Here is a 26,283-nt window from a genome sequence, read left to right as displayed (position 1 = left end):
GGCCGACGCCGCTTCCGTAACCTGCACGGCAACTACGCCAGATGAACAGGTAGTTCGACGGGTCAGACGTCGATATCGTCAAAGGAAACGCAGTCTTGCAGGTACACCCACGGACGGTGGCGAAGCACGTCGTCTACAAGCCGGTGGTCGGTGCTCTCGTCGGATTGGTGGCTCTGAGCGCGGTGTCGGGCGGCGCGGCCTACGCCGAAGAGGCCGAGGACAGCGTGGCGAGAATCCACGAGCTGTCCCGCGAGGCCGAACAGCTGTCCGAGACCATCCTCAACGCGCAGCCGGACCTCGACAACAAGCTGCAGCTGCTGGCGGAGGCGGACAAGAAATACGCCGACGACCTGGCCGCGCTCGAAGCGACCACGACGCAGTTGGCCACCCACCAGGGTGCGGTGAACAAGTTCGCCGCCGCGATCTATATGGGCGGGCAGCCCGGCGACGTCAGCGCGATGTTGACCGCCTCGTCGCCCGCGGTCCTGATCGACACGCTGGCCACTCAGCGGGTGGTCGACACCGAGATGTCAGAACAACTGCGCGGCCTCCGCCGGGCGAACGAGGAGGCGCAGGCCGTCGAGGCGGCCTCGGCGGAGTCCGCGGCTGCAGCCAAGGCTGCCGTCGACGAGGCGGTTGCCGTGCGAGGAGATCTGCAGAACAAGCGGGCCCAGCTGCGGACCCAGATGGCGGCGGTCAACGCGAGCTATGCCGCGCTCCCGCCCGCTGCGCAGGCCGGGCTGATCCTCCCGACGGCGGCCGTCACGGCAGCGTTGGGCCCGGTCGCGCCCATTCCCACGGTCGGGATGCGCGGGTTGGTCCCCAACGCGAGGATCCTTGCGGACTACATCATGGCCACCTATCCCGGCGTGCAGTCGATCGGCGGGGTACGGGCGGACCCGCTTCCTGATCACCCGAGCGGGCGCGCCGTGGACATCATGATCGGCTCGGACATGGGTCTGGGGGACGCCATCAACGCCGACCTGCAGCAGCAGGCGGGACGCTTCGGCATCGACTACACCATGTGGCGAGTGGCAGCCCACTACGACCACGTCCACGTCACGGTCTCCTGAGGAACTCGTTGCCGCGAGGCCCTGTGGACCCAGCGTCGGAATCACGTTGGTACATCGCCTCTTTGGCGTCGTCCCAGCGTGATTCCGGGGCGGCAGAACACCTCGAGTGAGAAACGCTCCGGAATCAAACCGCCGGATTCCCTGTTGAAGCCGGTGTGGCGGGAGGCAACCCGCGTGGGACTTGATACGGAGAAGGGGCGATGGGATGAAGAGGTTCGGAGCGGCGGGATTGGTGGCCGGCATGGTGACGGCGGCGCTCGTCGGATTCTCCGGTACCGCCCAGGCTTACGACGACCCGGGCAGCAGCCTCCGAGACCGCGACGCGGGAATCTACCGCGGCGACAGCAACAACCCCTGGCGGCACTGGATTGTGCCGCGGGTGAAAGTACCGGAGGTCGACAACACCGTGCGCACCTCGCCGTAGGTGCGCTACTCGGCCGGCGTGACGTCGCTGCCGGAACCCTTGATCGCCGCCTTGGCACGGTTCTCCGCGCGCACGGACCGCTTGCCGCGCACATAACCGGTCGCGGAGATCGCGGCGGTCACCAGGGCCGCCTCGCCCTTGACGAAGGGATGGAATCCGACGCCGGCGCCGCCGCGGCCCTTGACCGGAATGTCGGCGACTTCGGTCACCTTCCAACTCTTTTCGGACACCGACAGGATGGCCTCGCCGTTGCCGCACGACACCGGCAGCGCGGCGATCACCTCATCCTCCGGGTCCTGCGCCGCTAGCTTCACGCCGGCCACGCCGTTGCCGGCCACACCCTGCGGGTTCACCGCGGCGGGGTCGATGCGCAGCACCTTGCCGCGGCGTGTCACCAGCGCCAGGTGGTAGCCGAGTGGGAGCACGCCCGAACCCAGCAGTCCGGTGATGTCCGGGGCCACCGGGATGTCGCGGATCTTGTACGGCAACCCGCTGCCGGTGGTGAACTTGATCCGCCCGTCGGTCCACACCGCCCAGCCCAGCCCCGAGGTGAGCAACTCGCCGTGGCTGTCGGAGAACACGCCCCGATCATCGAGGCGCCAGGCCGTGTTGACCTTGCGCTCGCGGGGACCGTCCTCGTCGGTGTTGGCCGTGACGGGCGTCGCTTCGAAGTCCAACACGGTGCGACGGTCGAACTCGGGGCCCTTGAACAGCTTTGCGGTCTCCACCAACTCCTTGTCGATCACCTTGCGTCGGGCGTCGAGGTTGGTCACCAGCTCGGTGAGCTCGGCGAACTCGGCGTCGAGCTTCTCGGCCTCGGCCTGCAGCTCGATGACGTCGAGTTTGGTCAGTCGCCGAAGCTGCAGTCCCAGAACGTAATCGGCCTGTAGCTCGTCGATCTTGAAGCGCTTCTGCAGGCCCTGCCGGGCGTCGTCCACGGTCTCGGATCCGCGGATGACCGCGACCGCGGCGTCGATGTCCAGGTGGATGGTCATCAGACCGGACACCAGGTGGCGGCGCGCGGTGACCTTCTCCAGCCGGTACTCGCTGCGGTGCAGCACCACCGAGTCGCGCAGGTGCAGGAACGCCGAGATCAGCTCGCGCACCGACCACCAGCGCGGCACCCGGTTCTCGTCGAGTGCCACCAGGCTGGCCGCGAACGTCGACTCCAGCGGGGTCAGCGCCAGCAGTTGCTCGCGGATCTTCTCCGCATCGTGGCCGCGCTTGGCGGTGACGACGATGCGCAGCCCGTTGCGGCGGTCGGTCAGATCCGACATGTCGGCCACACCCGACAGGTCCCCGGACTCGACCATGGACCGAATCCGGTCCTGCACAGTGCTACTCGCGACGCCGGGCGGCAGCTCGGTGATGATGCAGTTCTTGCCCTCGACGGTGACCTTGCCGCGCACCGTGAAATGGCCGCGTCCGGTGGTGATGTACTCGCGCAGTCCGGCGGTCCCGACCACCGAGGCTCCGCAGCCCCAGTCGGGTCCCGGGATGAGTTTCACGAGCCGGTCGTCGGTCATGTTCGGGGTCTTCAGCAGCGCCCTGCAGGCGGCCATGACCTCGCGGGGGTTGTGGGCCGGCACCCGGGTGGCCCACCCCTCGGCGATGCCGACGGCGCCGTTGCACAGCAGCACCGGCCACTGCGCGGGCAGCCACGTCGGCTCCGTCCACTCGCCGTCGAAAGTCGGCACCATCGGCACCGCGTGGCTGTCGAGTTCGGCGGTCAGGGCCGCCCCGGGCGCCGACAGCCGCATCTCGGTGTAGCGGTCGGCGGCCGGGATGTCGCCCTGGATACGCGGGAAAGCGCCTTGGCCGTCAATGACTTTCACGCGCTGGAAGTCGGCGGCCATCAGCGCGGCGGCCCCGTACATCGACGCGCCGCCGTGCGGGTGCAGGTTGCCGGTGACCGCCGAGCACACCTTGGAGGACTTCTGCGGCTTGTTGCCGGGCAGCAGCCTCGAGTCGTGCATCTGGTAGAGCAGGCGGCGCTGACCGGGCTTGAGCCCGTCGTAGGCCGACGGGATGGCGCGGTCGCTGACGCTGTAGAGCGCGAAGGTCAGCTGGTACTGGTTCCAGTAGTCGTCGGCGCTCTGGTCGAGCACCAGGTCCGGATTCTGTTCGGGGATGTCCAGGGTGGCGGTCACAGTCTTCTACCTACGTCCTACGTCAGATCCAGCGCGGAGGTGTCGATGCGGGAGGCCACGTCGGCCATCCAGGTGCGTCGACCCTCGGGCGGCCCGCCGAACAATGTGTGGTGCAGCTTCTTCTCGCTGATGTCGGGATGCACCCGAATCACGGTGCGCCGCTGCGGATCCAGCACGGTGTTCCAAAAGTCGTCGGCGTCCATCTCGCCGAGGCCCTTGTTGCGCTGCACCTCCACCCGCTTCTTGGAGGTCGCCTTCAGCTGGGCCACCGCGGCGTCGCGCTCGGATTCGTCCTGGCAGTAGATCCGCTCGTCCCCGCACTTGACGACGAACAGCGGCGGCAGCGTCACGTAAACCATCCCGGCCTCGACCAGCGGACGGTAGAAGTCCAGGAACATCGAGATCAGGCTGGAGTTGATGTTGCCGCCGTCGGGGTCGGCGTCGGAGGCGAACAGGATCCGGTCGTAACGGCACAGTTCCGGATCGCACGCGTCCCGCACCCCGCAGCCCAGGATGCGCTCGATCGAATCGAACTCGTCCTTGCCGCGTGCCTTGCTCAGCGCGAACCCATAGACGTTGGGCGGCTTGCCTTTCAGCGGGAACGCGGCCTGGAAGGCGGCGTCGCGGGCGGCCTTGATGGTGCCCAGCGCGGAGTCGCCCTCACACAGGAACAGCTCCGCACCCGACCCGCGGCCGGTCTCCCGGCTGGGCAGCAACTTCGGCGGCAGCGACAGGTTGGTGCCCAGGCCCTTGGCCTTGGACGCCGCGCGGGAGCGGGCCTTGGCGCCCTCGGCGCTGCGCCGCGCGCGGGCGGACTCCAGCGCCAGTTTGGTCCACAGCGTGACCGCATCGCCGTTGGCGGGGTTGGCTGCCCAGATGGTGACGCTGCGCGCGACGTCGGGGGCCATCGCCATGTTGAGCGAGCGCGAGGACACCGCGGTCTTGGCCTGCGAGTCCCACGCGACGTCGGGGGCGCGGGTGTCCACGGCCAGTGCGGTCACGGCGGCGAAATCCTGTGGCTCCGGGCCCTCTTCGCCCTTGGCCAGGCCCAGGTCCCGGATCCGGGAGGCGCGGTCGGCCAACGCTTCCGACAGGCCCTTGATGGCGGCGGTCAGATGCGAGCCCCCGCCGGGAGTGCGCACGGTGTTGCAGAACGCGGCCACCGTCGCCGGTTCCGCCGGACCCGCCGTCAGCGACCAGCGGAACGGGGTTGGCCCGCGGCCGGTGGTGTATTCACCGCGGCCCTCGACCACGGCGCGGACCTCGGGCCGGGGAGTGCCGGCGGCGGTGCACATGAGGTCCAGCAGGGTGTCGCTGCCCCACGGCCCGGCGAACGGTTCGAGCAGCGCCGGCGGGATCTCCTCGCCGGGCCAGCCCTCGTCGACGACCACCAGATGCACCCCGGGCGACATCCGCGCCGCCGCCTGCGCGCGCAGCAGCACCTCGCCGATGTCGATGGTCGAATCCGGCACCACCACGGGGTCGAACAGGATGCGCACGGTGGTGCCGTGCGCGTCGGGTTTGCGGTTGGCGCGCCCGCGCAGCTTCTGCGCGTCGGCGCGGGTGAAGGGGGCGTCCGGATCGAACTCCTTGCCGTCGAACTCGCCGGGGTAGCCGCCGCCGAAGCTCTGCAGGTAGGTCTTGCCCGCCCGCTGCACCGTGACGTCGGTCCGGGCGGAGATGAAGACCGCCGCCGCGGCGCCGATGCCGTTGAGGCCGGCGCCGGTGCTGGCCGCGTCGGTGTGCGCGGAGAACTTGCCGCCCGCCCGCGCGGTGCCCAGCGTCTTGACGATGCCGTTCTTGCCGGTCGTCGGGTCGGTGTCGACGGGCAGTCCGCGGCCGTCGTCGGCGACGCTGACGGAGCCGTCGGCGTGCAGGGTGATCGTGACGGTCGAGCCGCCGTGGCCCGGTTCGGCCACTTCCTCGATCGCGTTGTCGATGATCTCGCGCAGTGCGGTGTTGAGGATGTCCAAGCCCAGGTTCACCGCCGGCCGCAGGCGCGTGTGCTGGACATCGTCGAGTTCGGTGATGTCCGCGGCGGTGTAACTCACTGCTCGTCCTCTCCCATTCGTGCCAGGTGTAGCCGGTGGAATGCTAATCGGCCGAGCTGACATCGCCGTCGACCCGAGTCGGAGAGTCCGTCAACTACCGCCGTGGTAAGACGACCCATTGCCGCCCGGACCTGCGCAGTAGCAAAAGCGCGCCGCTCACCAGGCCGCTGAACTGCGCTTTTGCAGTGACCAGTCACACACCCCCGACGGCCGCGGAGACCGCGTGGACGTTGCGGGAAGTGTCAGACCTTCCCGCCCGGGAAGATGGTACGGACAGCCTGGGTGATGTGCTCGCGGGCGCTGGCCTCGTCGGTGGGGTCCAGCGAACTGATCGCCATCACGTAGCGGTGGTCGGGTCCGATGATGCCGGTGGAGACGTGCAGTTGGTTGCCGCCGTTCCAGCAGCAGAACCAGCCCTGCTTGACGGCGACCTGCTCGCCGCTGAGGCCCTCGGGGATGCCGAACCGCTGCGGGTAGCCGTCGTTGCCGGTCGGGGTGAAGCGCGCCAGGTTGCCGATGATGACGCTGGATTGCTCGGGCGACAGGCCGCCGCTGCCGTTCAGGAGCTTGTCGTAGTAGCGGACGAGATCGGCTGCGGTGCTTTCGGTGACGTCCCAGTGCCCGTTCCAGGGCGCCGTGGTGCCGCTCAGCCCGTAGCGCGCGACGATGCGGGAGATGATGTCGTTCTGGCCGCCGCGGTCCCAGAACGTTTGGGCCGCACTGTCATCGGAGGAACGCAGCATGGCGTCCATGGCCTTGCGGTCGGCGTCGGAGAGTTCTGTCTCGCCCTGCGAGGCCCGCAGCAGCAGATCGTCGGCGATGAACAGCTTGACCACCGATGCGATGGGGAAGGCCTGGTTGGACCCGCTGGAGGCGAAGTGGCCGGTGGTGCGGTCCAGTATCGCGGCCTCGATGTCGGCGCCGGACTCGGCGGCCTGGGCGGTGGCCTGCCGGACGCGGTCGTCGAGTCCGGCCGGTGGCGTCGGGGGCACCGCGGGAGCCTTCGGGGCGACGGAGACCGGGGCCTGCGGCGGATCGTGGGCGGGCGGGGCGCCCCACACCTGGCCCGCACAACCGCTGACCAGCAGCGCCGCACCGAGAGCCGCCGCCGTTGCCATCCGCCTACGCATGAGTCTCCTTCGAGCAGATCCTGACCGGAAGTGGCTCCCCGCTGGATGCTTGGTACCCCAGGCTAAACCGCTGGCCGGCGGTCGCGCGCCGGACCGCTGGCAAGCTGGGGGCATGGTCGCCATCGGTATTGTGTTCCCGCCCCACCAGCCGCCCGAACGCCTCCGGGACCTCGCCCTCGCCGCCGAGGCCGCCGACCTCGAAGAACTCTGGCTCTGGGAGGACTGCTTCTACCACTCGGGTCTGGGCTCCGCGGCTGCGGTGCTGGCCTGGACGAACCACATCAAAGTCGGCATCAGCCTGATGCCCGTGCCGCTGCGCAACGTGGCTCTGTGCGCCATGGAGATCGCGACGTTGGCCCGGCTCTTCCCAGGCCGATTCCACCCGGGCATCGGCCACGGGATTCTCGACTGGATGGGCCAGGCCGGAGCCCGCGCGAAATCGCCCGTCACGCTGCTGCGGGAATACAGCAGTGCGCTGCGTTCGCTTCTCGACGGCCAGACCGTCACGACCACCGGTGACTATGTGCAACTCCGCGATGTGCGTCTCGCCTACCCGCCCGAGCACGTGCCGCCACTGCTGATCGGTGCGACCAAGCCCAAAACGCTGGCCATTGCAGGCGAATTCGGCGACGGAGTCCTACTCGGCGGCGGCGCGGAGACACCCGACGACGTCCGAGAGAGCCTCCGCGTGGCCATGGCGGCGCGCCAAGCTGCGGGCATCGACGCGCCGTTCGACGTCATGACCCCCGTGATGGTGCCCGTCGGCGCATCCGCCGACGACATCGAAGATCGGGTTCGGAATTTTGTTGCGGCCGGGGTCACCCGAGTCACCATCTGCGGAACGGACGCCGACGGCACGCCTGACGGCAGCGATCAGGTGCTGCGGCTCGTGGACGCCGTCGCGGCGGTGCGCCCCCGCTTCACCTGAGCGGTCGAGGCCTGACCCGTCTCTTCGGAACCCGCGGATGCATTTCCTCTCCGATCCTCCGATTGAAACCGGCGCAGCGGGGTAGGTACGGAGTATGCAAAATCACACCCACACCGTTGCGGCGGCGCTGGCGGTGCCCGTCGCCTTCGCCTTCCTGGCCGGTTGCGCGCAGGGCGAGCAGGCCGCCGACGAGACGACGTCCCCCACGACCAGTCCCGCCCCCAGCGGCGACACCCTCAGCACCGAGTTGCAGACGGCCGATGGTCGGTCGGTGGCCAATGTCGACATCGAATTCGTCGACGACTACGCCACCATCACCCTGGAAACCACCGAAGCCGGCATCCTCACGCCGGGCTTCCATGCCTTCCACATTCACGCGGTGGGTCTCTGCGAGCCCAATTCAGTAGCCCCAGGCGGCGGTGAGCCGGGCGACTTCCTCTCCGCCGGCGGCCACCTGCACGGACCGGACAACCACGCCGCCATCGGTGACCTGACCCCCATCGACGTCCGCTCGGACGGGTCGGCGCGGTTGGTCGCCACGACGGACTCGTTCACCATCGACGACCTGCGCGGCCCGCAGGGATCGGCGCTGATGATCCACGAGGGGCCCGACAACTTCGCCAACATCCCACCCCGCTACACCAGCAATGGCGTGCCCGGCCCGGACGCCGAGACGTTGGCGACCGGTGACGCCGGCAGCCGGGTGGCCTGCGGCGTGCTCGCGCCGGCCAGCACCACTCCTGCCGGTACGACGGAAACCGCCACGGTCACGGAGACGACGGCGATGGTCCCGCCGCCGCCCGGCCCCGCCACGACGACGGAGATGCCCCCGGTCGAGACCACGACGCCGACCGAGACCACCGCCCCGACCGAGACCACCACGAGCCCGACCACCACTACGGAGACCACAGCCGAGACCACACCGCCGGCAGAGGGTGAGGAGTTACCCGCGGAGTGAGCGGCCCATCCGGGTGACCGCCTCGGTGAGGATCGCCGGTGAGGTGGCGAAGTTCAGTCGAATGTGACCGGCGCCGCCCGAGCCGAAGACGTGCCCGGAGCTGAGCGCCACCCGGGCCCGGTCGAGGAACACCCGCGCCGGGCCGGCGAGTTCGCTGACGATACCGGGGCCGTCGGCGCCGTCGGGATCGTCGAAACCGAGTGGGCGGCAGTCGATCCACGCGAGGTAGGTGCCTTGCGGCGGTGAATAGCCGACCTGCGGTAGGTGCTCGGTGAGCAGTTGTCCCAACAGGTCGCGGTTCGCCGCCAGGCCCGCGAGTAGTGCGTCGAGCCAGGGCTCGCCCTCGTTGAACGCCACCGTGTGCGCGAGGACGCCGAGGTGGCTGGGGCCGTGGCTGACCTCCTCGGGCATCCGGTCGAGGTCGGCCTGGGCGGCGGGGCCCGCGACCGCGAGGGCGGCCTTGAGCCCGGCGAGGTTCCAGGCCTTCGAGGCCGAGACGACGGCGAAGGCGTCCTCGGCGCCCGGAACGCTCAGATACGGCGTGAAGTCGGCGCCGGGTAGCACCAGCGGCGCGTGGATCTCGTCGGCGACGACGCGGACTTTGTGCGTGTGTGCGAGTGCGGCGATCTGTCCGAGTTCGTCGGCGGAGTGGACGACCCCGGTCGGGTTGTGCGGGTTGCACAACAGGTAGGCCACCCGGTCGCTGGTCTTGGCGGCCGACGCGAACGCCTCCCCCAAGACGGCCAGGTCCACGCGGCCGGTCCCGTCCAGGGGCGCCTCGACCACGCGGCGGCCCGCGTTCGTGATGAACGCGTAGAACGGCGGGTAGACGGGTGAGTTGATCACCACCGCGTCGCCGGGGGCGGTGACCAGCCTCAGCACCTCGACGATGCCGAGCATCACATCCGGTACGAGCGCGGTGCGCTGCGCCGTCAGCCCATCCCAGCCCCAACGCCGCGCGGCGAAGCCCGCCAGTGCCTCGGCGTAGGCGCGCCGGCCCGGCGGGTAGCCGGTGTCGCCTCGCGCGACCGCCTGATGCAGTGCCTCGGCGATGGGTTCGGCCAGCGGCACGTCCATCTCCGCGACCCACAGCGGCAGCACGTCGGGCGGATACAACGTCCACTTCATGCTGGTCCGCTGCCGCAACTGCTCGATGGTCAGCTGCTCGAGGGGATTCGCGACTCTCGGGCTCGGCGTCATCGTGGCAACCCTAGCGCCGCTGAGGGGATCCGTTGTGGTGGCGGCGTTTATGGTTTCCGGCTGGCTGCGCACTTCGATTTGCCCGCCTCTGAGCGACAGGTTCTGCGGGCTGTCGCTCAGAGGCGGGCAGTTCGGCGGCCGGTCCGGTCCCGGAAAACCCGTGGGTTCTGACTAACGCCGTCGACGCGCCGGGCGATACACCGGGCATGAGGCAGTTCCGTCTGGTCGTCGCGTTTGGTGTCGCCGTGTTTGCGGGATGGCTCGGTGCAGGCACGGCCCAGGCGGAGGCGTCCGCGCAACTCGAGGCCGTGCCGGTGGTGGCGTCCCCGACGTGTGGCGGCACGGTCAGCGCCGAGGCGCAGGTGGCGCCGGTGCAAACCGAGGATCGTGTCGAGGACGGCGTGCGCGTCGCGATTAACTACGACGCCGGTGTTTACGACGGGTCGTGCGCGCTGACCGTGACCGCCGGCTGGACCAATCTCGACACCGGCGCCTCGGGGAGCGACGACATCACCGCCGTGTCGACGATTGACGGGCACTACGGCTTCATCGGCTACGCCAACACCACCTTCACGACGGGTCAGGGCGCCGTGGTGGTCACGCTCAGTTCGCACCCCGGCGCCGAGATGCGAATCACGACGTAGGCCACCGTGGCGGTTGAATCCCGAGGTCTCAGCAGGGGATTCGGTAACTCGGATCTGTGGTGTAGTCCAGCCATTTCCCGTATGCGTCACCGCCCGCAGCACGTACGGCGCTGCAAACCCCTGCGGTCGTGTTTCCGGCGGGTCGGTAGACGGCGTAGATCGGGTTGCCGCTTGCGGTCGCGGCGCGCAGCGACGGGCAGGTTTGGTCGGTGCGAAGATAGGACGCCCCTGGGAACGCCGCTAGAAGCCGTTGCACGCCTGCGGCGTATTGGCCGGGCGTGGTGACGGATCCGAGTACGACGATGCCCTGCCCGTTGCAGCTGGGGCGGCTCATCGGTTGGGCCAAGCCCAAATCGCCACCGCCTCCTGCGGGTGTGCGTGGCGGTACCGGCGGACGTGGTGGGGGAGAAGCCGGTGCTGGATTATTGGGCTGGGTGATGGTGACTGGCGGCGCTGTCTCTGTCACCGTTCGCGGCTGATCGACGGTTTCAGACCAGGCGGGTGGGAGTAACGACGGTGAGGGTGTGGAGGCGGACGGGTCGGCCGGCGATTGGGCGAGTTTGGCCCCGATGAATGCGACGAGTCCGACAGCCGCCAGGGCTGCCGCGGCTGCCGCAACGATCAGTCCGGTCCGTTGCCGGGGACGACCTGCTTCCGGTGGCGGGGCGGGCGAGCTCTGCGGCGGTGCTGATTCCGGCATTACCGGTTCGGTGCGCGGTGCCAGTTGCGTGGCAGCGTACGAGCTGACTGCCGGGGCGGCCCCGCCGACCGGGATGACGGTGGCGCGACCCGCCAGCGCGGCTGCGAACTCGCGACATGTCTGGAAACGATGGTGCGGCTCCTTGGCCATCGCGGTGGCGAGCGCCGAATCCATCCGTCCGAGATCGTCACGCAACGTACTCAATACCGGCGGGGGCGAGCTGAGGTGATTTCCGATCACCACGGCCGGGTTCGAATTGCCGAAGGGGACGGTGCCGGTGAGGAGATGAAAAGCAGTAGCGGCCAAGGCGTACTGGTCGGCACGCCCGTCGAGGGCCTTGCCGGTGAGTTGCTCCGGAGCGGCGTAGGCCACCGATCCCACCGTCATGTTGGTGGCGGTCAGACCGTTGCTGTCATCTACACCACGAGCGATCCCGAAATCGGCTAGGACTATGCGCCTTTCGTCGTGGCGTAGGTCGCCGAGGAGAATGTTGGCGGGTTTGACATCCCGATGAAGCAGGAACCGCTCGTGGGCGTAGTCAAGGGCGTCCGCAACGGCGGTGACGATATCGATGACGTCGGTAGGTGGCAGTCCATGTGGATAGCGTTCGCGCATCAGTCGCGAAGCATCGGTGCCCTCGACGTAGTCCATCGCGAGCCACAACTGACCGTCGTGCTCACCGCGATCATGGACAGCGACGATGTGTGGGTGCCACAGCGACGCGACGATGTCGGCTTCGCGCGCGAACCGTTGGCGGTAGTCCGGATCCGCGCTCACGCTCGCCGGGAGGATCTTGAGCGCCTCCTGGCGGGGCAGTCGGGGGTGTTGCACGAGGTAGACCTCGCCCATCCCCCCGCTGCCCAACAAGCGCTGAATGGTGTAGCCGGCAAACACCGCCCCTTCAGCAATGGGCATGGGCGAAGCTTAACCAGCATCACCGACAGGGGCGGCAGGTTCGGCGATGCGGTACCCGCGACACGCAAACGGCAGTTGCGCACCCGCTGGCCTGGCGTCGCTGCAGCGCGGTCGATGTTGTCAGAAAGAACCAACAATCCGATGCCGCTGTCCGTATCGTGAGCACGTGCACGAACGCGGTCCTGAACGGACTGGGCGGCTTCTCGACACCGCGGTGAACCGCCGAAAACTGCTGGCCTTGGCGGGCGCAGCGGGGTTGTCGACCGCCTTGGCTGGGTGCGCGCAGCGCCCTGAGGGGGCGCGGGTCGTCGCTGTCAGCCCGGCCGCGAGCCCACTCGCCCAAACCATGACTCCCACAACCACCGAGCTTGCTCTCGAACCCGTCGAGTCGACTCTGCCGCCGGCGGCGGTCGTGGCGGACATGATCTGTCGCGACGGCTGGCGCGCGCAGTCGCCCACTGGGTCAGGCGTCGAGCACACGATCACCAAAATGACGATCCACCACACCGGCACGGCATTGGGTGACAATCGCAACGCGCCGTCGCGACTTCTTCAGCATCAACGGCTTCACCAAAACGATCGCGGCTGGATCGACATCGCCTACCACGTCGGTGTCGACCGCAATGGAAACATCTATGAACTCCGAGACTGGCGCGTCAAAGGCGACACTGCTACCGAGTACAACCCGGAGGGCCATTTCCTCGTCCTCTGCGAGGGCAATTTCGATGAAGAAGCGGTCACCCCCGAACAGTTGGAGGGTGCTGCCAAGGCTTTCGCCTGGGCGGCGTCCACGTTCAACGTAAGTCTCGACGAGCTCAAGGGGCACCGAGATTTCGCCGCCACCGCCTGCCCGGGAGCGGACCTGTATTCGAAGGTGAAATCCGGAGAACTCAAAGGTCTCGTCACCGACTTGCTGGCCAGGGGCCCTGTCGAATTACGCGAGATCTGCGGTCCCGAAGCAGCGGAACGAGTGGCGGCAATCGAGGCCGGCACCTAGAACAGACTCCGCCCCGGGCCTGCCGCCACCCCGGCGCGTTTCCCCGATCCCTGTTCGGGCTAACCGGGAACACACCCGGCGAGCAGCGGAGGATTCAGTGAGCGCGACGTCAGGCCCTCCGACGATCGGCGTCGAAGAGGAGTTCCTTCTCGTCGACCCGGGCTCGGGTGACCCGTCGCGCGCAACACCGCCGTCGCGCAGATCGCCGCGGCCAAGGGCGTGGAACTGCAACTCGAGCTCACCAGCTGCCAGGTCGAGACGGCCACCGAAGTCTGCACGGGCACAACGGATTTGCGGGCACAGCTGACCCGGCAGCGGCGCACCGCCGTCGAGGCGGCCGACGCGGCCGGGACGCGGCTGCTCGCGGTGGGGCTGCCGCCGACCGTCCCGCAGCACTTCCCGGTCACCGACTCCCCGCGCTACCGCCAGATCGCGGAGCGGTTCGGGATGATCGCCCACGAGCAGGGCATCTGCGGCTGCCACGTGCACGTCGCGGTGCCGTCGCGGGAGGCGGCGATCCGTGTCAGCAACCGGCTGCGCCCGTGGTTGCCGCTGCTGTTGGCGCTGACGGCCAACTCGGCGATTTACCGCAACGCCGACAGCGGTCATGCCAGCTGGCGCTACGTGCTGTGGTCGCGCTGGCCCAGTGCCGGCCCGCCACCGCACTTCGACTCGGTCGACGAGTACGACGCGGCGGTGCAGATGATGCAGGATGCCGGCGCGATGCTCGACGACGCCATGGTCTATTGGGACATTCGCCCCTCGGCCGATTTTCCGACGGTGGAGGTCCGCGTCTCGGATGTGCCCGCGACGGTCGCCGAGACGGTGCTGCTCGCCGCCCTGGCGCGCGCCGCGGTGATGACCGCACTCGAGGACGACCGGCGGGGCTTCGAAGCACCGCGCATCTCAGCGCTGGCGCTCGAGGCGGCGTACTGGAAATCCGCGCACGACGGCCTCGATGGGCACGCGGTCGACCTCCTGGGCGGCGGTGCGGCACCCGCGGTCGAGGTGCTGCGGGCGTTTGTCGACCGAATCACGCCGGCTTTGCGGGCCGCGGGTGATCTGAACCTGGTGCGTTCCGAACTCGACCGGATCCTCGACACCGGCAATGGCGCCATGCGGCAGCGCATCGCGTGGCGGCGACGGGGTCAGGTCGCCGATGTGATCGATGCGGCCGCCGCGGCAACCGCCGAGGGCTGCTGAGCGGTCAGGAAGCCATGTTCATGATCATGCCCACTGCCGCCGCGACGAAGACGAGGACAAAGAGCACGACCGCGATCAGCGTCACGATTTGTGTGGCCGTGTAACGACGCCGGGGTCGCGGTTCCGGCTCCGCCAAACCTGACGTCTGGCCCGAGTCCGGCGGCGTCGCACCGGGGGAGACGCCACCACCGGGCTCCAGGTCGGGCGTGGTCGCGGGATCGGGGTCCGGGGGCTGGGCGGTCATCGGGGAAGGCCTTCGCGCATTCCTTCTGGGTGCCCGTACTGCCTCGAGCCAAACCCAGGGACGAAAAGCCTTGACAACGTACAACCGATCGGTTGTATATTTGGGGTGTGACCGAGGACGACGAGGATCGGGCGGACGCCCTGTTTCACGCCCTCGCCGATCGGACCCGACGCGACATCATGCGCCGGGTGCTGGCCGGGGAACACTCGGTCTCGGCGCTCGCGGCGAACTACGAAATGAGTTTCGCTGCAGTGCAAAAGCACGTCGCCGTGCTGGAAAAGGCCGGCCTGCTCACCAAGCAACGCAGTGGCCGTGAGCAACTGGCCAGCGGCGACGTGGCCGCCGTGCGATCGGTGGCGTCCATGCTGACCGAGCTGGAGCAGATCTGGCGCGGTCGCATCGCCCGCATCGACGAACTCATCGCATCCGACCCGACCGTGAAGGACTGACATCATGCCTGTCATCGACGCCAAGCACGACATCGACAACCTGACGCTAACCATCACCGCGCACTTCGCGGCGCCGGTGCAACGAATCTGGCAGATCTACGCCGACCCGCGCCAGCTGGAGAAGATCTGGGGCCCACCCACCTTCCCGGCGACCGTGGTCCAACACGACCTCACCGCCGGCAGCCGCACCACGTACTACATGACCGGTCCCGACGGCGAGAAGTACGGGGGCTACTGGGATGTCACCGCGGTGGACGAACCGAACAGCTTCGCCTTCGACGACGGGTTCGCCGACGCGGATCTGAACCCGGACCCGTCGATGCCGGTGTCCAAGTGCGTCTACACCTTCGCCGAACACGACGGCGGCACCCACGCCACCTACGCCAGCACCTTCGCCTCCGCCGAGGCGCTGCAGCAGGTCCTGGATATGGGTGTGGTCGAGGGATCGACGTCGGCGATCAACCAGATCGACGCGCTACTGGCCGCCTGACTGGTTGGTCATTTGACTAGCGCGTCTGGGGTGTGCCAACGTACGCCGTCGAACCGGCTGAAGTCGTTGTCGTAGCTGACAATCGACGCACGATGTTCGATGGCCAGCGCAGCCAGGTGCGCGTCGCTCACGATGTTTCCGCCGGTCCCCAGCTGGGCGAGCAGGGTGTGCAGGATGTCTCCATGCCGCGCGGTAGGCGCGATAGTCGTCGCGCCCGGGGCGGTGGCCCATTCAACAACCTGACGCATCGCGTCCGCCGGCGGCAGCGGGGAGGGGAACAAGCCGGTCTTCGTGCTGAGTCGAACGAAGGCGAGCAGCGGCACCCACGCTAGGCCAACGGTGTCCGAGCCGGACAGGGCCCCATCTAGCCAACGGCGACTCGCCTCGTGCTGCGGGCTTGCGGAGTTCACCGCGTACAGAAGTACGTTCGCATCGACAATTTTCACGCGCCACGCCGTTGCTTGCGCAGTAGTTCCTCGTCTTCGAGTTCGGCGGCGAGTTGCAGTGCGCGGTCCAGATTCACTGTCGGTACCCCTAGATCGGCGGTCCGGGTAGCGAAGTGGACGGGACGTGGTTGGCCAAGGGCGCCATCGCGGATCGCGTCGTTGAGTGCGGTCTTGAAAGAGACGCCGCGTTCGCGCATCCGCCGCTGAACCAACGCCAGCGTGTCATCGTCAAGAGTGACTGTCGTACGCATAGTTGACAGCATAGCATCAGGTGCAGTGATGTTCTGCTGTCATTTTCCTGCCGCCGTACGATCTCACTGCACCCGACATCCACGCACGATGCGAAGGAGCCCACGTTGGCGTACCACCCGGCGATGCAGAAGGCCACGATGGCCGACATCCCCAGCGACGTGCACGGTCTGATCTCGAAGCGCACCGCGGAACTCGACGGGGTCGCCGTCACCGAGGTCACCTTCGACGTCGGTGCCCGCTGGTCCACCGACCTCAAGGACTACGCCGGAACGCAGCTGTGCGAACTGCCGCACGTGGCCTACGTCCTGGCCGGCACGATCGCGATCCGGATGACCGACGGCGCCGAGCAGACGTTCTCCGCCGGTGACGTGATGCTGCTCCCGCCCGGACACGATGCGTGGACGGTCGGCGATGAGGCCTGCACGTTCGTCGAGTTCTCCCGCGGGAACGACTACTACGAGGCCTGAGGCGCGCTCGCCCTATCGAAGCGACCGAAGTCATTGTGGTAAACGGTGATCGACGCATGATCTTTCGCGGGAAAAGCCGATCTGCCTGAGCCGTTGCACTACCGTCTTACCGGTCCGAACTCTCGGCGATACGGCGGTGCGATGACAGCTTTCGACGACATCCTGGGCAACATCAGTTCCTTCATCTGGGGTCCCTGGCTGCTCATCCCGCTGTTGCTGCTGACCGGCCTCTATCTGACCGTGCTGTTGCGCGGCATCCAGGTCCGCCGGTTCCGGTTGGCGTTCTGGCTGGCATTCATCCGCCGCAAGGACCTCGGCGCCGAGGGTGACATCTCGCATTACCAGGCACTGTCGACCGCTCTTGCGGCGACCGTGGGTGTCGGCAACATCGCCGGTGTCGCGACGGCGATCGCCCTCGGCGGGCCCGGCGCGGTGTTCTGGATGTGGTTCACCGGGATGGTCGGCATGGCCACCAAGTACAGCGAGGCCTTTCTCGGCGTCCGGTTCCGCCGCACCGACGCCGCCGGCGAACAGTCCGGCGGCCCGATGCACTACCTACGGCAAGGCATCAAGGGCCGGCTGGGCGTGATCCTCGGCGGCTTCTTCGCCGTCGCGGGAGCGCTGGCCGCCTTCGGCATCGGCAACATGACGCAGGCGAACACCGTCGCGGCCAACGTCAACGAGGAATGGGGGGTGGCCGCGCCGATCACCGGTGCGGTGATCGTGGTGCTGGCCGCCGCGGTGATCCTGGGCGGCATCAAGAGCATCGGTCGGGTCACCAGCCTGTTCGTCCCGGTGATGATCGTCATCTACATCGTCGGTGCGGCCGCCGTACTCGCATTCAACATCGGCGAGGTGCCCGCAGCGCTGGCCACCATCTTCAGCGACGCCTTCACCGGCACGTCGGCCACCGGAGGCTTCGCGGGGGCGGCCGTCGCCGCCGCGATCCGCTACGGCGTCGCGCGCGGCATCTTCTCCAACGAGTCGGGCCTGGGCACCGGCGGTATCGCCGCCGCCGCGGCGAAGACCACCCATCCGGTCCGGCAGGCGCTGGTGTCCATGACCCAGACGTTCATCGACACCCTCGTCGTGGTGAGCTTCACCGCGCTGACGATCGTGGTCACCGGTGTGTGGAAGGAAGCCGGACCCGACGAGGCCGCCAGTTTCACCGCCCGGGCCTTCGCGCAGGGCCTGCCCGGGACGTGGGGCAGCGTGATCGTCACCCTCAGCGTCATCTTCTTCGCGTTCTCGACCCTGCTGGGGTGGTCCTACTACGGCGAACGCTGCGTCGAGTACCTGTTCGGCCGCAGGGCGGTGTTCCCGTACCGGATCGTGTTCATCCTCGTGATCTACATCGGCGCCACCACCGCGCTGCAGACGGTGTGGACCTTCTCCGACGTCATGAACGGGCTGATGGCGCTGCCGAACCTCGTCGGTCTGATCATCTTGTCCCCCTTGGTGTACCGGGAGACCCGGGCCTACTTCAGGGGTGAGGAGCACGCGGCGGACATGCAGGCGCGCCAGCACTGACGACCGACCCGACGCACACCTGCCGTCGCGCCGTCGGTTATACCCGGCCGGCACCCGGCCAGCCGGCCAATGCGGCGTCGGCGACACCGTGTAGCTCGGCGCGGTCGGCCCCGCTGCGCGCTTGGACGGCGATCCCCTGACAAATCGCGGCGATCCAGCGCGCGAGCACCAAGGTGTCAACTCCGGGCAGTTCGCCATCTGCCACCGCAGCGTCGAATCGTTCAGCGAGCCGATGTACCGCGGCCTCGCGAATATCGGCCAGGCCCGGCCCGTCATCGACGGTCAGGCACCCGTGCGGGTCGCTGCTGACCGCGTCGGCCGCACCGTGCACCATCGCTTCGACCACCTCGCGCGCCGTCGGCAACGTGAGCGCCGGAACCAGGTAGCCGCCCGGGCCGGCGAGGTAACGCTGGACGGCTCGTTCGTAGAGCTTCTCCTTCGAGCCGAACTCGGCGTAGATGCCGCGGCGGTTCACCCCGGTCGCCGCGGCGACATCGGAGATCGAGACGCCGTCGAAGCCATGCGCCCAGAACAGTTTCATCGCCGCGTCCTCGACCTGATCGGGGTCGAACTCCCGCGGCCGCCCCACCGCCATCCGCCACGCCCCTTTCTGTGACTCCCGTCACACCGGGAATGCATCGGTCGTCGAACGGTCTTGACCTGAGCGTACTAAGTAACAGAGCGGTTCGTAATTACCTGGAGAGGCGACGAGATGAGCACAGCACCCTTGACCGGCCGGCGGGCACTGGTCACCGGAGGTACGCGCGGGATCGGCGCGCAGACCGTGCGGCGATTGGTGGCCGACGGCGCCGCGGTGGCCTTCACGTACTCGGCGTCGAAGACGGACGCCGACAGGTTGGTTGCCGACGTCGCGGCCGAGGGAGGGACGGCCGTCGCCATCAAGGCGGACGCCGCGGATCGTGTCCAGGTCGCCGCCGCGGTCGAGCGGGCCGTCGCCGAACTCGGCGGCCTCGATGTCCTGGTGAACAATGCCGCGGTCGCCCATATGGCGCCGATCGAGGAATTCCCGGCCGAGCAGTTCGACCGGCTCGTGGCGGTCAATATCGGCGGCATGTACTGGGCGGTCCGCACCGCGGTGCAGCATCTGGGCGAGGGGGCACGGATCATCAACATCGGCAGTATCAACGCCGATCAGATTCCGAGCGCGGGCTTTTCGGTGTACGGGCTGACGAAGGGTGCGGTCGCCTCATTCACCCGGGGGCTGGCCCGCGATCTCGGACCCCGCGGCATCACCGTCAACAACGTGCAGCCGGGACCGATCAACACCGATGCCAACCCCGACAACGGCGACGACTTCCCCGAAAGCCTGAAGAAGATGATGGCCCTCGGGCGCTACGGGCACGTGCGCGACGTCGCGGGCGTCGTGAGCTTCCTGGCCGGCCCGGAATCCGGATTCGTCACCGGAGCCAACTGGAACGTCGACGGTGGCTTCACCGTCTAGCGGCATCTGACGGCGCTACGCTCGACGACGAGATCTGTTGGCGCCGAAAGTGCAGTCCCGGTTTCCTTTTCGGCGAACTCGACCACCCGCGAGCCGGGATGGGTCGGCTGGCTGACGACGGGGGAGCCCGCGGCCCGCAGCCGCCGATTCACGGGGCGCAGCGTAGCGTCGGGGCCAAGGAATGGTCGCCGTCGAGCCAAGATTGGAGCCCGCATGGATCCCGTCGATGTCCTGGTTATCGGCGCGGGCCAGGCGGGTCTCTCGGCGGCGTATCACCTGCAGCGGCGCGGGTTCGTGCCGGTGCGACGCGCCTCGGCGGGGGACCGGACGTTCGTCGTGCTCGATGCGGAGGAGGCCGCGGGCGGCGCGTGGCAGCACCGCTGGCCGTCGCTGAAGATGGGCAGCGTCAACGGCATCTACGAGCTTCCGGACTACGCCGTGCCCTCGGCGGACCCGCAGGACCCCAGCCGCGAGGTGTTGCCCGCCTACTTCGCCGCGTACGAGCAGCGGTTCGCGCTGGACGTGCGACGGCCGGTGCGGGTGCGCGCCGTGCGCCGGTCCACGCCGGACGACGACGCCGAAGACCGGCTGATCGTCGAAACGGACGGGGGAACATGGGCCGCGCGTTACGTCATCAACGCCACCGGCACCTGGACCCGGCCGTTCCGGCCGCACTACCCGGGGGCGGCGGACTTCCGGGGGCGCCAGCTGCACGTGCAGGAATACGTCAGCGCCGAGGAGTTCGCCGGACAGCGCGTCGTCATCGTCGGCGCCGGGGTCTCCGCTTTGCAACTGCTCGACGAGGTCTCGGTGGTCACCGACACCTTCTGGGTGACCCGCTCCGAGCCGGTGTGGGAGGACGACCTGTCGCCCGAGAAACTGTCCGCGGCCGTGGCCGGTGTCGAGGAACGCGTCCGGCAGGGCCTGCCGCCGACGAGCATTGTCCGGGTCACCGGGATGCACCGCGGCCCGTGGGTGCAGCGCGCCGAGGAGCGCGGCGCGCTGGTGCGGCACCCGATGTTCACCCGCATCGAAGAGCGCGGGGTTCGCATGCCCGACGGCTCCTTTGAACCCGCCGACGTCATCCTGTGGGCCACCGGGTTTCGCGCCGCGGTCAAACACCTTGCGCCGCTGCGGTTGCGGACCCCGCAGGGCGGCATCCGCGTCGCCAACGGCAGGTCGATGGACGAGCCGCGGCTGTTCCTGATCGGCTACGGCCCCTCGCAGTCCACCGTCGGGGCCAACCGCGCGGGCCGCGACGCGGTGCTGGCGATCCTGTCGGACCCGGAACCGCTTGGCGTCGGGGTTGTTTCAGCGTGAGTCGACGCTGGCCGCTGTCCCCAGCCAGTCGAGCACCAGGTCCCCGTCGTCGGCATCGACCGACCGCAACGCCGTGAGGGTGGGATGTCCCGCGGCGAGCAGCGCACTGTCGGTGCCCTCCTCGGGCTCATCTGACATCTCGACCTCGGCCAACCGCAGGTCACCGTCGCGGATCTCGTCGACTCGGGTCTGCACGGCGCCGCCGCGGGCCAGGCGCGCGTAGCGCAGCGGTCCGAGTTCGTCGCCCGGGCGATCGGGCACGTTGAGCGACAACACGGTGTCCTCCGGGGCGTCGAACACCAACTCCAGCACCGGCGCCAGCAGACCCGCGGCGGCGGCCCAGTGCCGCTCGCCGGTGGGGTGCAGCGCCACATCCAACGACACCGCCACCGCCCGGGTGCCGTTGATCTTCGCGGTCAGCGCGGCGCCCACGGTGCCCGAATGCAGCACGGCCCGACCGACATTGGCGCCGTGGTTGATCCCCGAGAGCACCAGATCCGGCGCCGGGTCGAACCAGCCGTTGAGCGCCGCGGCGACGATGTGTCCGGGCTGGGCGTGCACGGCCCACGCCTCGACATCGAGGCCTGGCAGCTCTCGGCGTTCGACCACCGTGCGGCCGTCGCGGCGGATCGCGCTCAACGCGGCGCTGGCGCCGCTGGACTGCTCGGCCGGGGCAGCCACGATCACTTCCAGTCCGGCCGCGCGCGCGGCGTCGGCCAGTGCGTGCAGGCCGGGGGAGTCGATCCCGTCGTCGTTGGTCACCAGTGCGCGTCGCACGTGTCGTCCTCCTTCACTTCTCCCCTTTACTTCCATGGCCGCAGTTCGACCCGTTCGGCCAGCGTCTCGACGGCGCGCGCGCCGCCGGTGCCCAGGCCGTGCCGCACGACGTTCAGCGCCCCGCACGCGGCCCCGATCTGCAGCGCCTCCCGGATCGATCGGCCGCCGGCCAGCGCGGCGACCATGCCGGCGGTCATCGAGTCGCCGGCCCCGGCGGGGTCGGCCGGTTCGAGCTTGGGCATCTCGATCTCCACGACGTCGGCCTTGGCGGCCGAGCCGTCCAGCAGCGCCAGGGCGGGGGCGGCGCCCGAGCGGGAGACCACGATGGTGCCCGCGCACTCCTCGCGCATGGCGCGCATGGCCTTGACGAGGTCCTCGGCGTCGTCGGACTTGGCCTGGCCGTCGTCGAGCAGTTCCTCGTGGCTGACCTTGATCAGGGACGGGTTGCCGGCCAGCACCGCCTCGAGCCGCTCGCCGGACAGGTCGGCGGCCACCTTGCACCCGTTGGCACCCAGGTCGGTGGCCAGGCGCCGATACAGATCGGCCGGCAGCACGTCGTCCTCTTGCGGCCCGGACAGCAGCACCCAGCCGTGCTCGAGTCCCTCGGTCAGGGTGAGTTCGTACAGCGAGTCGAGTTCGTGCCGATCCAGCGGGCTGCCGGGGCTCTCGGCCACCACCTCGCGGGTGCCCGTGCGTCGGTCGTGGACGTACGAGCCGTTGCGCGCGCTCACCGGCACGATCCGCGCCGTCACGTCCTCGATGGGCAGCAGATGGTTGAGCACGTCGCCGGTCTCGCCGCCGAGGGCCGCGCACAGCACCACCGGCACCCCCAGCGAGGACACCATGCGGGACTGCCACACGCCCTGGCCGCCGGCGTGGACGTGGATGTCCGCCTCGCCGGAGCGGTCCTCGACCGTCACGGTCAGGACGGGCAGCGGGGCGAAGATCACCACGGCGTCGGGTCGCTCCTGGTCCGACCCGGCGGGGGTGTTGGCGCGGCTCTGCGTCTTCGTCATGCGGGAGGGAGTACCCACTCCGCGGGCTACCGCGTCAATTGCCGTAAAGATGCAGCGCGCGGGCACTCGCCGTGGCGACCGCACCGCTCAGCGTCGTGATCGGCGGGCCGCCGCGCACGTGGATGACGTTCGCCAAGACCACCACGTAGGTGTCCGAGCCCGGGTCGATCCACAGCGTGGTGCCGGTGAAGCCGGTGTGGCCGAAGCTCCCGACGGGAAAGATCCGGCCGCGCGGCCCGGAGTGGGCGGTGTCGATGTCCCAGCCCAACCCGCGCCCCGATCCGGGCTGCTGCACCGTGGTCATCAGTGTCGTGGTCTCCCGGGTCAGCGGGAACCGGCTGGGGCGGCCCGCGAGACGGTCGAGCAGGGCCTGGGCGTACAGGCCGAGATCGTGTGCGGTGGAGAACACCCCGGCGCTGCCGGCCACCCCGCCCATGCGCCGCGCGGTCGGATCGTGCACGGTGCCGCGCAGTGGGTGCCCGTAGTTCGGGTTGATGCCGGGGGTGTCCTCGTCGAGCGCGGTCGGGGCGACGCGCGCCAGCAGTTCGGTGCTCCAGGTGCCGTCCGCGCACTCGTCCGGATCGGGGCCGCCCGGGTCGGGCACGATCGCGTTGCCCCGGATCCGGTGCGGGCCACAAGCTTTGGCGACGGGCAGATAGTAGGTGTCCGACATTCCCAGCGGCGCAAACACATTGCGCTCGATGTAGACGTCCTCGGGTTCGCCGGTGATCTTCTCCAGCAACGCGCCCAGGATGATGAAACCGATGTCGGAGTAGTGGAAGCGCTCGCCGGGCTCCGCCACCACCCACGCGCCCAGGGCCCGGCGGATCCCCTCCTCCTTGTCGGCCCGCACCAGACCCCAGGGCCCGTCCAGGCTCAGATCCCCGGCGATGCCGGAGGTGTGGGTGAGCAGCATCCGCACCGTCACCTTCGCGCGACGCGGGTCGCCTGTCGGATTGAAGTCGGGCAGGTACGTCTGCACCGGCTCGTCGAGCCCGACGTGGCCGCGCTCGTAGAGCTGCAGGATCCCCGTCGCGGTGGTGAGTGGTTTGGTCAATGACGCCAGGTCGAACAGCGTGTCCTCGGTCATCGGCTCGGCGGGCGCGGGCCGCCCGTCCAATCCCGGTTCGCCGGCGAGCTTGCGGGCGCCGAACGCCCCACGGAACACCACCGCGCCGTCGTGGCCGACCGTGACCACCGCGCCGGGTAGCCGGCCGGCCGCGACGGCGTCCTCGACCAGTTGCGCGACGGGAACGAACTCCGGCGCCGGGGTGACGGGGGAGGGTGTGACGGTCACCCGGGGTGGTGCGACGGTTGTCGACGTCGACCGCGGCGGGTCGGCCGGCGGCCCGCACGCGGCGAGGCTGAACACGACGGTCCCGGCGGCACAGAGCCGGGCCAGACGCGAGCGTGACGTCGTCACCGCATCGACGTTAGCGGGGCGTCGGTGACCCCGAGGTCTGTGCCTCCGAGGAGCGGTTGACGATCCTCTGCGCCGCCCACGCGCCCGGTCCGGCAAAGGCGATGTAGAGCATCGCGAAGCAGTACAGCACCGCACCCTCGCCGCCGTTGTTGATCGGCCAGAAGCCATCGGGGAAGTGCCGCCAGAAGTAGGCGACGGCCATCGTTCCCGAGGCGAGGATGGCGGCGGGAACCGTGAACAGGCCGGCGGCAACCAGCAGGCCGGTGACCACCTCGATGACACCGGCGTACCAGGACGGCCAACTGCCGACCGCGGCGGCGGCTGACGAGGTCGGCCAGCCGATCAGCTTCGCGGTTCCGTGTTGCACGAACATGAGCCCGACGATGATGCGGAAGACGGCGAGGGCGGCGGGGGCGAAGGGTGCGAGCCGGCCGCTGGTGAGAGTCATGGGCGCCAAGGTAGGCGGACTGCGGTCCGCATTCAACCCCTACGTCGGGGCTCTGCCCGGTGGAAACTGATGGCGATCGCGCGAATTCCCCACTCGGACATGGCAGGATCGGCGTCTGGTCGAACCACGAGGCTCCGGAGGCGAGATGACCGTTCCCGACCCGTCCACCGCCGTGACCCGCATCGCGCGGCGGATGGCCAAACCGGGCCACGAGCGGCAGTACGAACAGCTGGTCCGGGAGATGTTCGCGGTGATGAAGAAGCACCGCGGCTTCCGCGGCGGCGAGCTGATCCCGCCCGCAAACCCCGGCGAGCCGTACCAGGTGGTGGTGAACTACGCGACCGAGGCCGACCTGACGGCCTGGGACAACTCCGCCGACCGCAACCACATCCTGGGCCGGATGCGCGAGCACGCCGAGAGCGAACCGGAGCACCGGCGACTCGACGTGCTCGAGGAGTGGTTCGTCGGCCCGTCGGTGCCGGCCTCGGTGCATCCGCCGCGGTGGAAGACCGCGGTGGTGACGTGGATGGGCATCTGGCCGCTGGCCTCGATCGTGATCTGGCTGCTGACCCCGGTCTGGGAGCGGATGGGGCTGCCGTTCCTGCTGATCACCGCCATCAACGTGGTCTTCATCGTCGTGTTCATGACGTTCCTGGTCGCACCGCTGCTGACCCGACTGATGAAGTGGTTCCTGGTGCCGGGGGCCGGGAAGTAACCGCCGGGCTCAGCCGGGTGACTTCTCCCCGGCGCGGACCGGGACGGTGATGGTGTTGCCGGTCACCGGCATGGGGCAGGTCGCGTGGTCGGTGAAGGCGAACCACATGTTGATCGCCCGGTTGAAGTCGAGGACGACGGTGCCGTCCGGGGCGGGGTCGTCGAACTTCAATTGGCGCCACGGCTCGGTCTCGACGCCGTTGGTGGGGTCGTGGAACTCGATGCTCAGGCCGGTCTTGATGTTGGTCGCCACCAGCCGCTGGGGTTGGCCGTCGACGGTGAACACCACCTCGCCCATCGCCGGCAACTGCTGGCGCAACTCGGGCTTGTGGGTCGCGACGTCGACCTTGCGCCCGTCCGGGTAGGGCTCGAAGGTGGCGGTGATGACCCACGCGGGGTCGTAGTCGAAGGTGGGCACGCCGGCGAAGTTCTCCCGGTCCGGCGAGGTCTGCGCCCGCATCCGGATGGCCAACCGGCCGCCGCGCCGCAGCAGTTCGATCTCGGTGTCGCCGAATTCGACCCACGGCGCGCGGCTGGTCTCGGCGACGGTCTTGCGGGAGCGGCCGTCGACGAGCGTGCCGTCGACGCTCAGGCCGTCCCGCGGTGCTGCGTCGAGGAACGCGTCCTGCCCGTCGGTCGACCAGCGCCCCGGCAGGTCACCGAGGCGCGTCGGGGTCTCCGGCAGCCAGTGAAATCCGGTGAGCGTCAGCCAGCCGCGCGGTTGGCGCAGTTCGGTTTCGCGGGCGCGCCGGAACTCGCGCCACTGCTCGATTCCCTCGGTCATCGCCCACTCCTCACCGGGTCGAATCTCCTCGCATTCCACCACAGTTCTACCGCCGAAACGCCCATGTCAGGGCGACGGGCGCAAACCG

The 26,283-nt window shown here is 69.0% G+C and carries 27 protein-coding genes and 1 pseudogene; 14 read left to right on the top strand and 14 right to left on the bottom strand.

Annotation, left to right across the window (positions count from 1 at the left end):
• Nucleotides 1-116: 116 nt before the first annotated feature.
• Nucleotides 117-1,073, top strand: a complete 957-nt coding sequence (locus EL338_RS25390) for a VldE C-terminal domain-containing protein (protein ID WP_126336390.1) — start codon at nucleotides 117-119, stop codon at nucleotides 1,071-1,073.
• Between the two features lie 205 nt (nucleotides 1,074-1,278).
• Nucleotides 1,279-1,497: a hypothetical protein gene (locus EL338_RS25385; protein ID WP_126336388.1), complete on the top strand. Its 219-nt coding sequence runs from the start codon at nucleotides 1,279-1,281 to the stop codon at nucleotides 1,495-1,497.
• Between the two features lie 5 nt (nucleotides 1,498-1,502).
• Here EL338_RS25385 and EL338_RS25380 read toward each other — a convergent pair whose 3' ends face one another.
• The 3 genes from EL338_RS25380 to EL338_RS25370 form a co-directional block, all read right to left on the bottom strand.
• Complete coding sequence (locus tag EL338_RS25380) at nucleotides 1,503-3,647, bottom strand: DNA gyrase subunit A (RefSeq protein ID WP_126336386.1); 2,145 nt, start codon at nucleotides 3,645-3,647, stop codon at nucleotides 1,503-1,505.
• Nucleotides 3,648-3,664: 17 nt separating this feature from the next.
• Nucleotides 3,665-5,698 (bottom strand): toprim domain-containing protein, encoded by a 2,034-nt coding sequence (locus EL338_RS25375; protein ID WP_126336385.1) that lies wholly within the window; start codon nucleotides 5,696-5,698, stop codon nucleotides 3,665-3,667.
• A gap of 242 nt (nucleotides 5,699-5,940) precedes the next feature.
• Nucleotides 5,941-6,828, bottom strand: a complete 888-nt coding sequence (locus EL338_RS25370; RefSeq protein ID WP_126336383.1) for a serine hydrolase — start codon at nucleotides 6,826-6,828, stop codon at nucleotides 5,941-5,943.
• Nucleotides 6,829-6,940: 112 nt separating this feature from the next.
• Between EL338_RS25370 and EL338_RS25365 the strand changes: the two genes are divergently transcribed.
• Nucleotides 6,941-7,756: an LLM class flavin-dependent oxidoreductase gene (locus EL338_RS25365; protein ID WP_126336381.1), complete on the top strand. Its 816-nt coding sequence runs from the start codon at nucleotides 6,941-6,943 to the stop codon at nucleotides 7,754-7,756.
• 94 nt (nucleotides 7,757-7,850) lie between these two features.
• Nucleotides 7,851-8,714 carry a superoxide dismutase[Cu-Zn] gene (gene sodC / locus EL338_RS25360; protein WP_126336379.1) on the top strand — a complete coding sequence of 288 codons (864 nt, stop codon included), beginning with the start codon at nucleotides 7,851-7,853 and terminating at the stop codon, nucleotides 8,712-8,714.
• Here the strand turns inward: sodC and EL338_RS25355 are convergent.
• A complete protein-coding gene (locus EL338_RS25355) occupies nucleotides 8,700-9,914 on the bottom strand; it encodes a MalY/PatB family protein (protein WP_126336377.1) in 1,215 nt (404 codons plus the stop codon). The two genes, sodC and EL338_RS25355, sit on opposite strands and share 15 nt — an antisense overlap.
• A 206-nt stretch (nucleotides 9,915-10,120) precedes the next feature.
• On the opposite strand from EL338_RS25355, the gene EL338_RS25350 reads away from it, so the two are divergent.
• Nucleotides 10,121-10,558 (top strand): hypothetical protein, encoded by a 438-nt coding sequence (locus EL338_RS25350; protein WP_126336375.1) that lies wholly within the window; start codon nucleotides 10,121-10,123, stop codon nucleotides 10,556-10,558.
• Nucleotides 10,559-10,586: 28 nt separating this feature from the next.
• On the opposite strand, the gene EL338_RS25345 is transcribed toward EL338_RS25350, so the two are convergent.
• Entirely contained in the window at nucleotides 10,587-12,173 is a 1,587-nt protein-coding gene (locus EL338_RS25345) for a serine/threonine-protein kinase (protein ID WP_126336373.1), read from the bottom strand.
• 166 nt (nucleotides 12,174-12,339) lie between these two features.
• Between EL338_RS25345 and EL338_RS26695 the strand changes: the two genes are divergently transcribed.
• Nucleotides 12,340-13,170, top strand: a complete 831-nt coding sequence (locus EL338_RS26695; protein WP_235666296.1) for a peptidoglycan recognition protein family protein — start codon at nucleotides 12,340-12,342, stop codon at nucleotides 13,168-13,170.
• 97 nt (nucleotides 13,171-13,267) lie between these two features.
• Nucleotides 13,268-14,373, top strand: a pseudogene (locus EL338_RS25335) (glutamate--cysteine ligase).
• 4 nt (nucleotides 14,374-14,377) lie between these two features.
• Here the strand turns inward: EL338_RS25335 and EL338_RS25330 are convergent.
• Entirely contained in the window at nucleotides 14,378-14,617 is a 240-nt protein-coding gene (locus tag EL338_RS25330) for a DUF6480 family protein (protein WP_126336371.1), read from the bottom strand.
• Between the two features lie 107 nt (nucleotides 14,618-14,724).
• Here EL338_RS25330 and EL338_RS25325 point away from each other — a divergent pair, with 107 nt between their 5' ends.
• Both EL338_RS25325 and EL338_RS25320 read left to right on the top strand, forming a co-directional pair.
• A complete protein-coding gene (locus tag EL338_RS25325) occupies nucleotides 14,725-15,066 on the top strand; it encodes an ArsR/SmtB family transcription factor (RefSeq protein WP_179967135.1) in 342 nt (113 codons plus the stop codon).
• Nucleotides 15,067-15,070: 4 nt separating this feature from the next.
• Complete coding sequence (locus EL338_RS25320; RefSeq protein WP_126336369.1) at nucleotides 15,071-15,556, top strand: SRPBCC family protein; 486 nt, start codon at nucleotides 15,071-15,073, stop codon at nucleotides 15,554-15,556.
• 8 nt (nucleotides 15,557-15,564) lie between these two features.
• Here EL338_RS25320 and EL338_RS25315 read toward each other — a convergent pair whose 3' ends face one another.
• Together EL338_RS25315 and EL338_RS25310 are read right to left on the bottom strand one after the other, a co-directional pair.
• The gene (locus EL338_RS25315; protein ID WP_126336367.1) at nucleotides 15,565-16,002 is read right to left on the bottom strand and encodes a type II toxin-antitoxin system VapC family toxin; all 438 of its coding nucleotides are present in this window, start codon (nucleotides 16,000-16,002) and stop codon (nucleotides 15,565-15,567) included.
• Nucleotides 15,999-16,253: an antitoxin gene (locus tag EL338_RS25310; protein WP_126336365.1), complete on the bottom strand. Its 255-nt coding sequence runs from the start codon at nucleotides 16,251-16,253 to the stop codon at nucleotides 15,999-16,001. Before EL338_RS25310 ends, EL338_RS25315 begins: the two co-directional genes overlap by 4 nt.
• Nucleotides 16,254-16,358: 105 nt before the next feature.
• Here EL338_RS25310 and EL338_RS25305 point away from each other — a divergent pair, with 105 nt between their 5' ends.
• Nucleotides 16,359-16,721, top strand: a complete 363-nt coding sequence (locus EL338_RS25305) for a cupin domain-containing protein (RefSeq protein ID WP_235666295.1) — start codon at nucleotides 16,359-16,361, stop codon at nucleotides 16,719-16,721.
• A 141-nt stretch (nucleotides 16,722-16,862) separates the two neighbouring features.
• A complete protein-coding gene (locus EL338_RS25300) occupies nucleotides 16,863-18,251 on the top strand; it encodes an alanine/glycine:cation symporter family protein (protein WP_126336363.1) in 1,389 nt (462 codons plus the stop codon).
• A gap of 37 nt (nucleotides 18,252-18,288) precedes the next feature.
• On the opposite strand, the gene EL338_RS25295 is transcribed toward EL338_RS25300, so the two are convergent.
• A complete protein-coding gene (locus EL338_RS25295; RefSeq protein ID WP_126336361.1) occupies nucleotides 18,289-18,846 on the bottom strand; it encodes a TetR/AcrR family transcriptional regulator in 558 nt (185 codons plus the stop codon).
• Nucleotides 18,847-18,963: 117 nt separating this feature from the next.
• On the opposite strand from EL338_RS25295, the gene EL338_RS25290 reads away from it, so the two are divergent.
• On the top strand, nucleotides 18,964-19,713 hold the full coding sequence (locus EL338_RS25290) for an SDR family oxidoreductase (protein ID WP_126336359.1): 750 nt from the start codon (nucleotides 18,964-18,966) through the stop codon (nucleotides 19,711-19,713).
• A 213-nt stretch (nucleotides 19,714-19,926) separates the two neighbouring features.
• Entirely contained in the window at nucleotides 19,927-21,033 is a 1,107-nt protein-coding gene (locus tag EL338_RS25285) for an NAD(P)-binding domain-containing protein (protein ID WP_126336357.1), read from the top strand.
• On the opposite strand, the gene surE is transcribed toward EL338_RS25285, so the two are convergent.
• Genes surE through EL338_RS25265 form a run of 4 tightly spaced genes read right to left on the bottom strand, consistent with a single transcriptional unit; the run spans nucleotide 21,025 to nucleotide 24,697 of the window.
• Nucleotides 21,025-21,810: a 5'/3'-nucleotidase SurE gene (gene surE, locus EL338_RS25280; protein WP_126336355.1), complete on the bottom strand. Its 786-nt coding sequence runs from the start codon at nucleotides 21,808-21,810 to the stop codon at nucleotides 21,025-21,027. The two genes, EL338_RS25285 and surE, sit on opposite strands and share 9 nt — an antisense overlap.
• A 26-nt stretch (nucleotides 21,811-21,836) precedes the next feature.
• Complete coding sequence (locus tag EL338_RS25275) at nucleotides 21,837-22,826, bottom strand: 1-phosphofructokinase family hexose kinase (RefSeq protein WP_126336353.1); 990 nt, start codon at nucleotides 22,824-22,826, stop codon at nucleotides 21,837-21,839.
• A gap of 34 nt (nucleotides 22,827-22,860) precedes the next feature.
• Nucleotides 22,861-24,249, bottom strand: a complete 1,389-nt coding sequence (locus EL338_RS25270) for a serine hydrolase domain-containing protein (RefSeq protein WP_235666294.1) — start codon at nucleotides 24,247-24,249, stop codon at nucleotides 22,861-22,863.
• Between the two features lie 10 nt (nucleotides 24,250-24,259).
• Nucleotides 24,260-24,697, bottom strand: a complete 438-nt coding sequence (locus EL338_RS25265; RefSeq protein ID WP_235666293.1) for a DoxX family protein — start codon at nucleotides 24,695-24,697, stop codon at nucleotides 24,260-24,262.
• Between the two features lie 145 nt (nucleotides 24,698-24,842).
• On the opposite strand from EL338_RS25265, the gene EL338_RS25260 reads away from it, so the two are divergent.
• On the top strand, nucleotides 24,843-25,412 hold the full coding sequence (locus EL338_RS25260; RefSeq protein ID WP_126336349.1) for an antibiotic biosynthesis monooxygenase: 570 nt from the start codon (nucleotides 24,843-24,845) through the stop codon (nucleotides 25,410-25,412).
• A gap of 9 nt (nucleotides 25,413-25,421) precedes the next feature.
• On the opposite strand, the gene EL338_RS25255 is transcribed toward EL338_RS25260, so the two are convergent.
• Complete coding sequence (locus EL338_RS25255; RefSeq protein ID WP_126336347.1) at nucleotides 25,422-26,195, bottom strand: DUF1684 domain-containing protein; 774 nt, start codon at nucleotides 26,193-26,195, stop codon at nucleotides 25,422-25,424.
• Nucleotides 26,196-26,283: the final 88 nt, after the last annotated feature.

It is taken from the genome of Mycolicibacterium chitae (assembly GCF_900637205.1).
GTDB lineage: Bacteria > Actinomycetota > Actinomycetes > Mycobacteriales > Mycobacteriaceae > Mycobacterium > Mycobacterium chitae.
Note: the sequence above shows the minus strand (reverse complement) of the source record. Positions and strands in the feature narration are given on the sequence as shown.

Coding starts and splice junctions, on each gene's coding strand:
- EL338_RS25385 (WP_126336388.1), top strand. CDS start 1,279: ATGAAGAGGTTCGGAGCGGCGGGATTGGTGGCCGGCATGGTGACGGCG.
- EL338_RS25370 (WP_126336383.1), bottom strand. CDS start 6,828: ATGCGTAGGCGGATGGCAACGGCGGCGGCTCTCGGTGCGGCGCTGCTG.
- EL338_RS25365 (WP_126336381.1), top strand. CDS start 6,941: ATGGTCGCCATCGGTATTGTGTTCCCGCCCCACCAGCCGCCCGAACGC.
- sodC (WP_126336379.1), top strand. CDS start 7,851: ATGCAAAATCACACCCACACCGTTGCGGCGGCGCTGGCGGTGCCCGTC.
- EL338_RS25355 (WP_126336377.1), bottom strand. CDS start 9,914: ATGACGCCGAGCCCGAGAGTCGCGAATCCCCTCGAGCAGCTGACCATC.
- EL338_RS25350 (WP_126336375.1), top strand. CDS start 10,121: ATGAGGCAGTTCCGTCTGGTCGTCGCGTTTGGTGTCGCCGTGTTTGCG.
- EL338_RS25345 (WP_126336373.1), bottom strand. CDS start 12,173: ATGCCCATTGCTGAAGGGGCGGTGTTTGCCGGCTACACCATTCAGCGC.
- EL338_RS25330 (WP_126336371.1), bottom strand. CDS start 14,617: ATGACCGCCCAGCCCCCGGACCCCGATCCCGCGACCACGCCCGACCTG.
- EL338_RS25320 (WP_126336369.1), top strand. CDS start 15,071: ATGCCTGTCATCGACGCCAAGCACGACATCGACAACCTGACGCTAACC.
- EL338_RS25310 (WP_126336365.1), bottom strand. CDS start 16,253: ATGCGTACGACAGTCACTCTTGACGATGACACGCTGGCGTTGGTTCAG.
- EL338_RS25300 (WP_126336363.1), top strand. CDS start 16,863: ATGACAGCTTTCGACGACATCCTGGGCAACATCAGTTCCTTCATCTGG.
- EL338_RS25295 (WP_126336361.1), bottom strand. CDS start 18,846: ATGGCGGTGGGGCGGCCGCGGGAGTTCGACCCCGATCAGGTCGAGGAC.
- EL338_RS25290 (WP_126336359.1), top strand. CDS start 18,964: ATGAGCACAGCACCCTTGACCGGCCGGCGGGCACTGGTCACCGGAGGT.
- EL338_RS25285 (WP_126336357.1), top strand. CDS start 19,927: ATGGATCCCGTCGATGTCCTGGTTATCGGCGCGGGCCAGGCGGGTCTC.
- EL338_RS25275 (WP_126336353.1), bottom strand. CDS start 22,826: ATGACGAAGACGCAGAGCCGCGCCAACACCCCCGCCGGGTCGGACCAG.
- EL338_RS25265 (WP_235666293.1), bottom strand. CDS start 24,697: ATGACTCTCACCAGCGGCCGGCTCGCACCCTTCGCCCCCGCCGCCCTC.
- EL338_RS25260 (WP_126336349.1), top strand. CDS start 24,843: ATGACCGTTCCCGACCCGTCCACCGCCGTGACCCGCATCGCGCGGCGG.
- EL338_RS25255 (WP_126336347.1), bottom strand. CDS start 26,195: ATGACCGAGGGAATCGAGCAGTGGCGCGAGTTCCGGCGCGCCCGCGAA.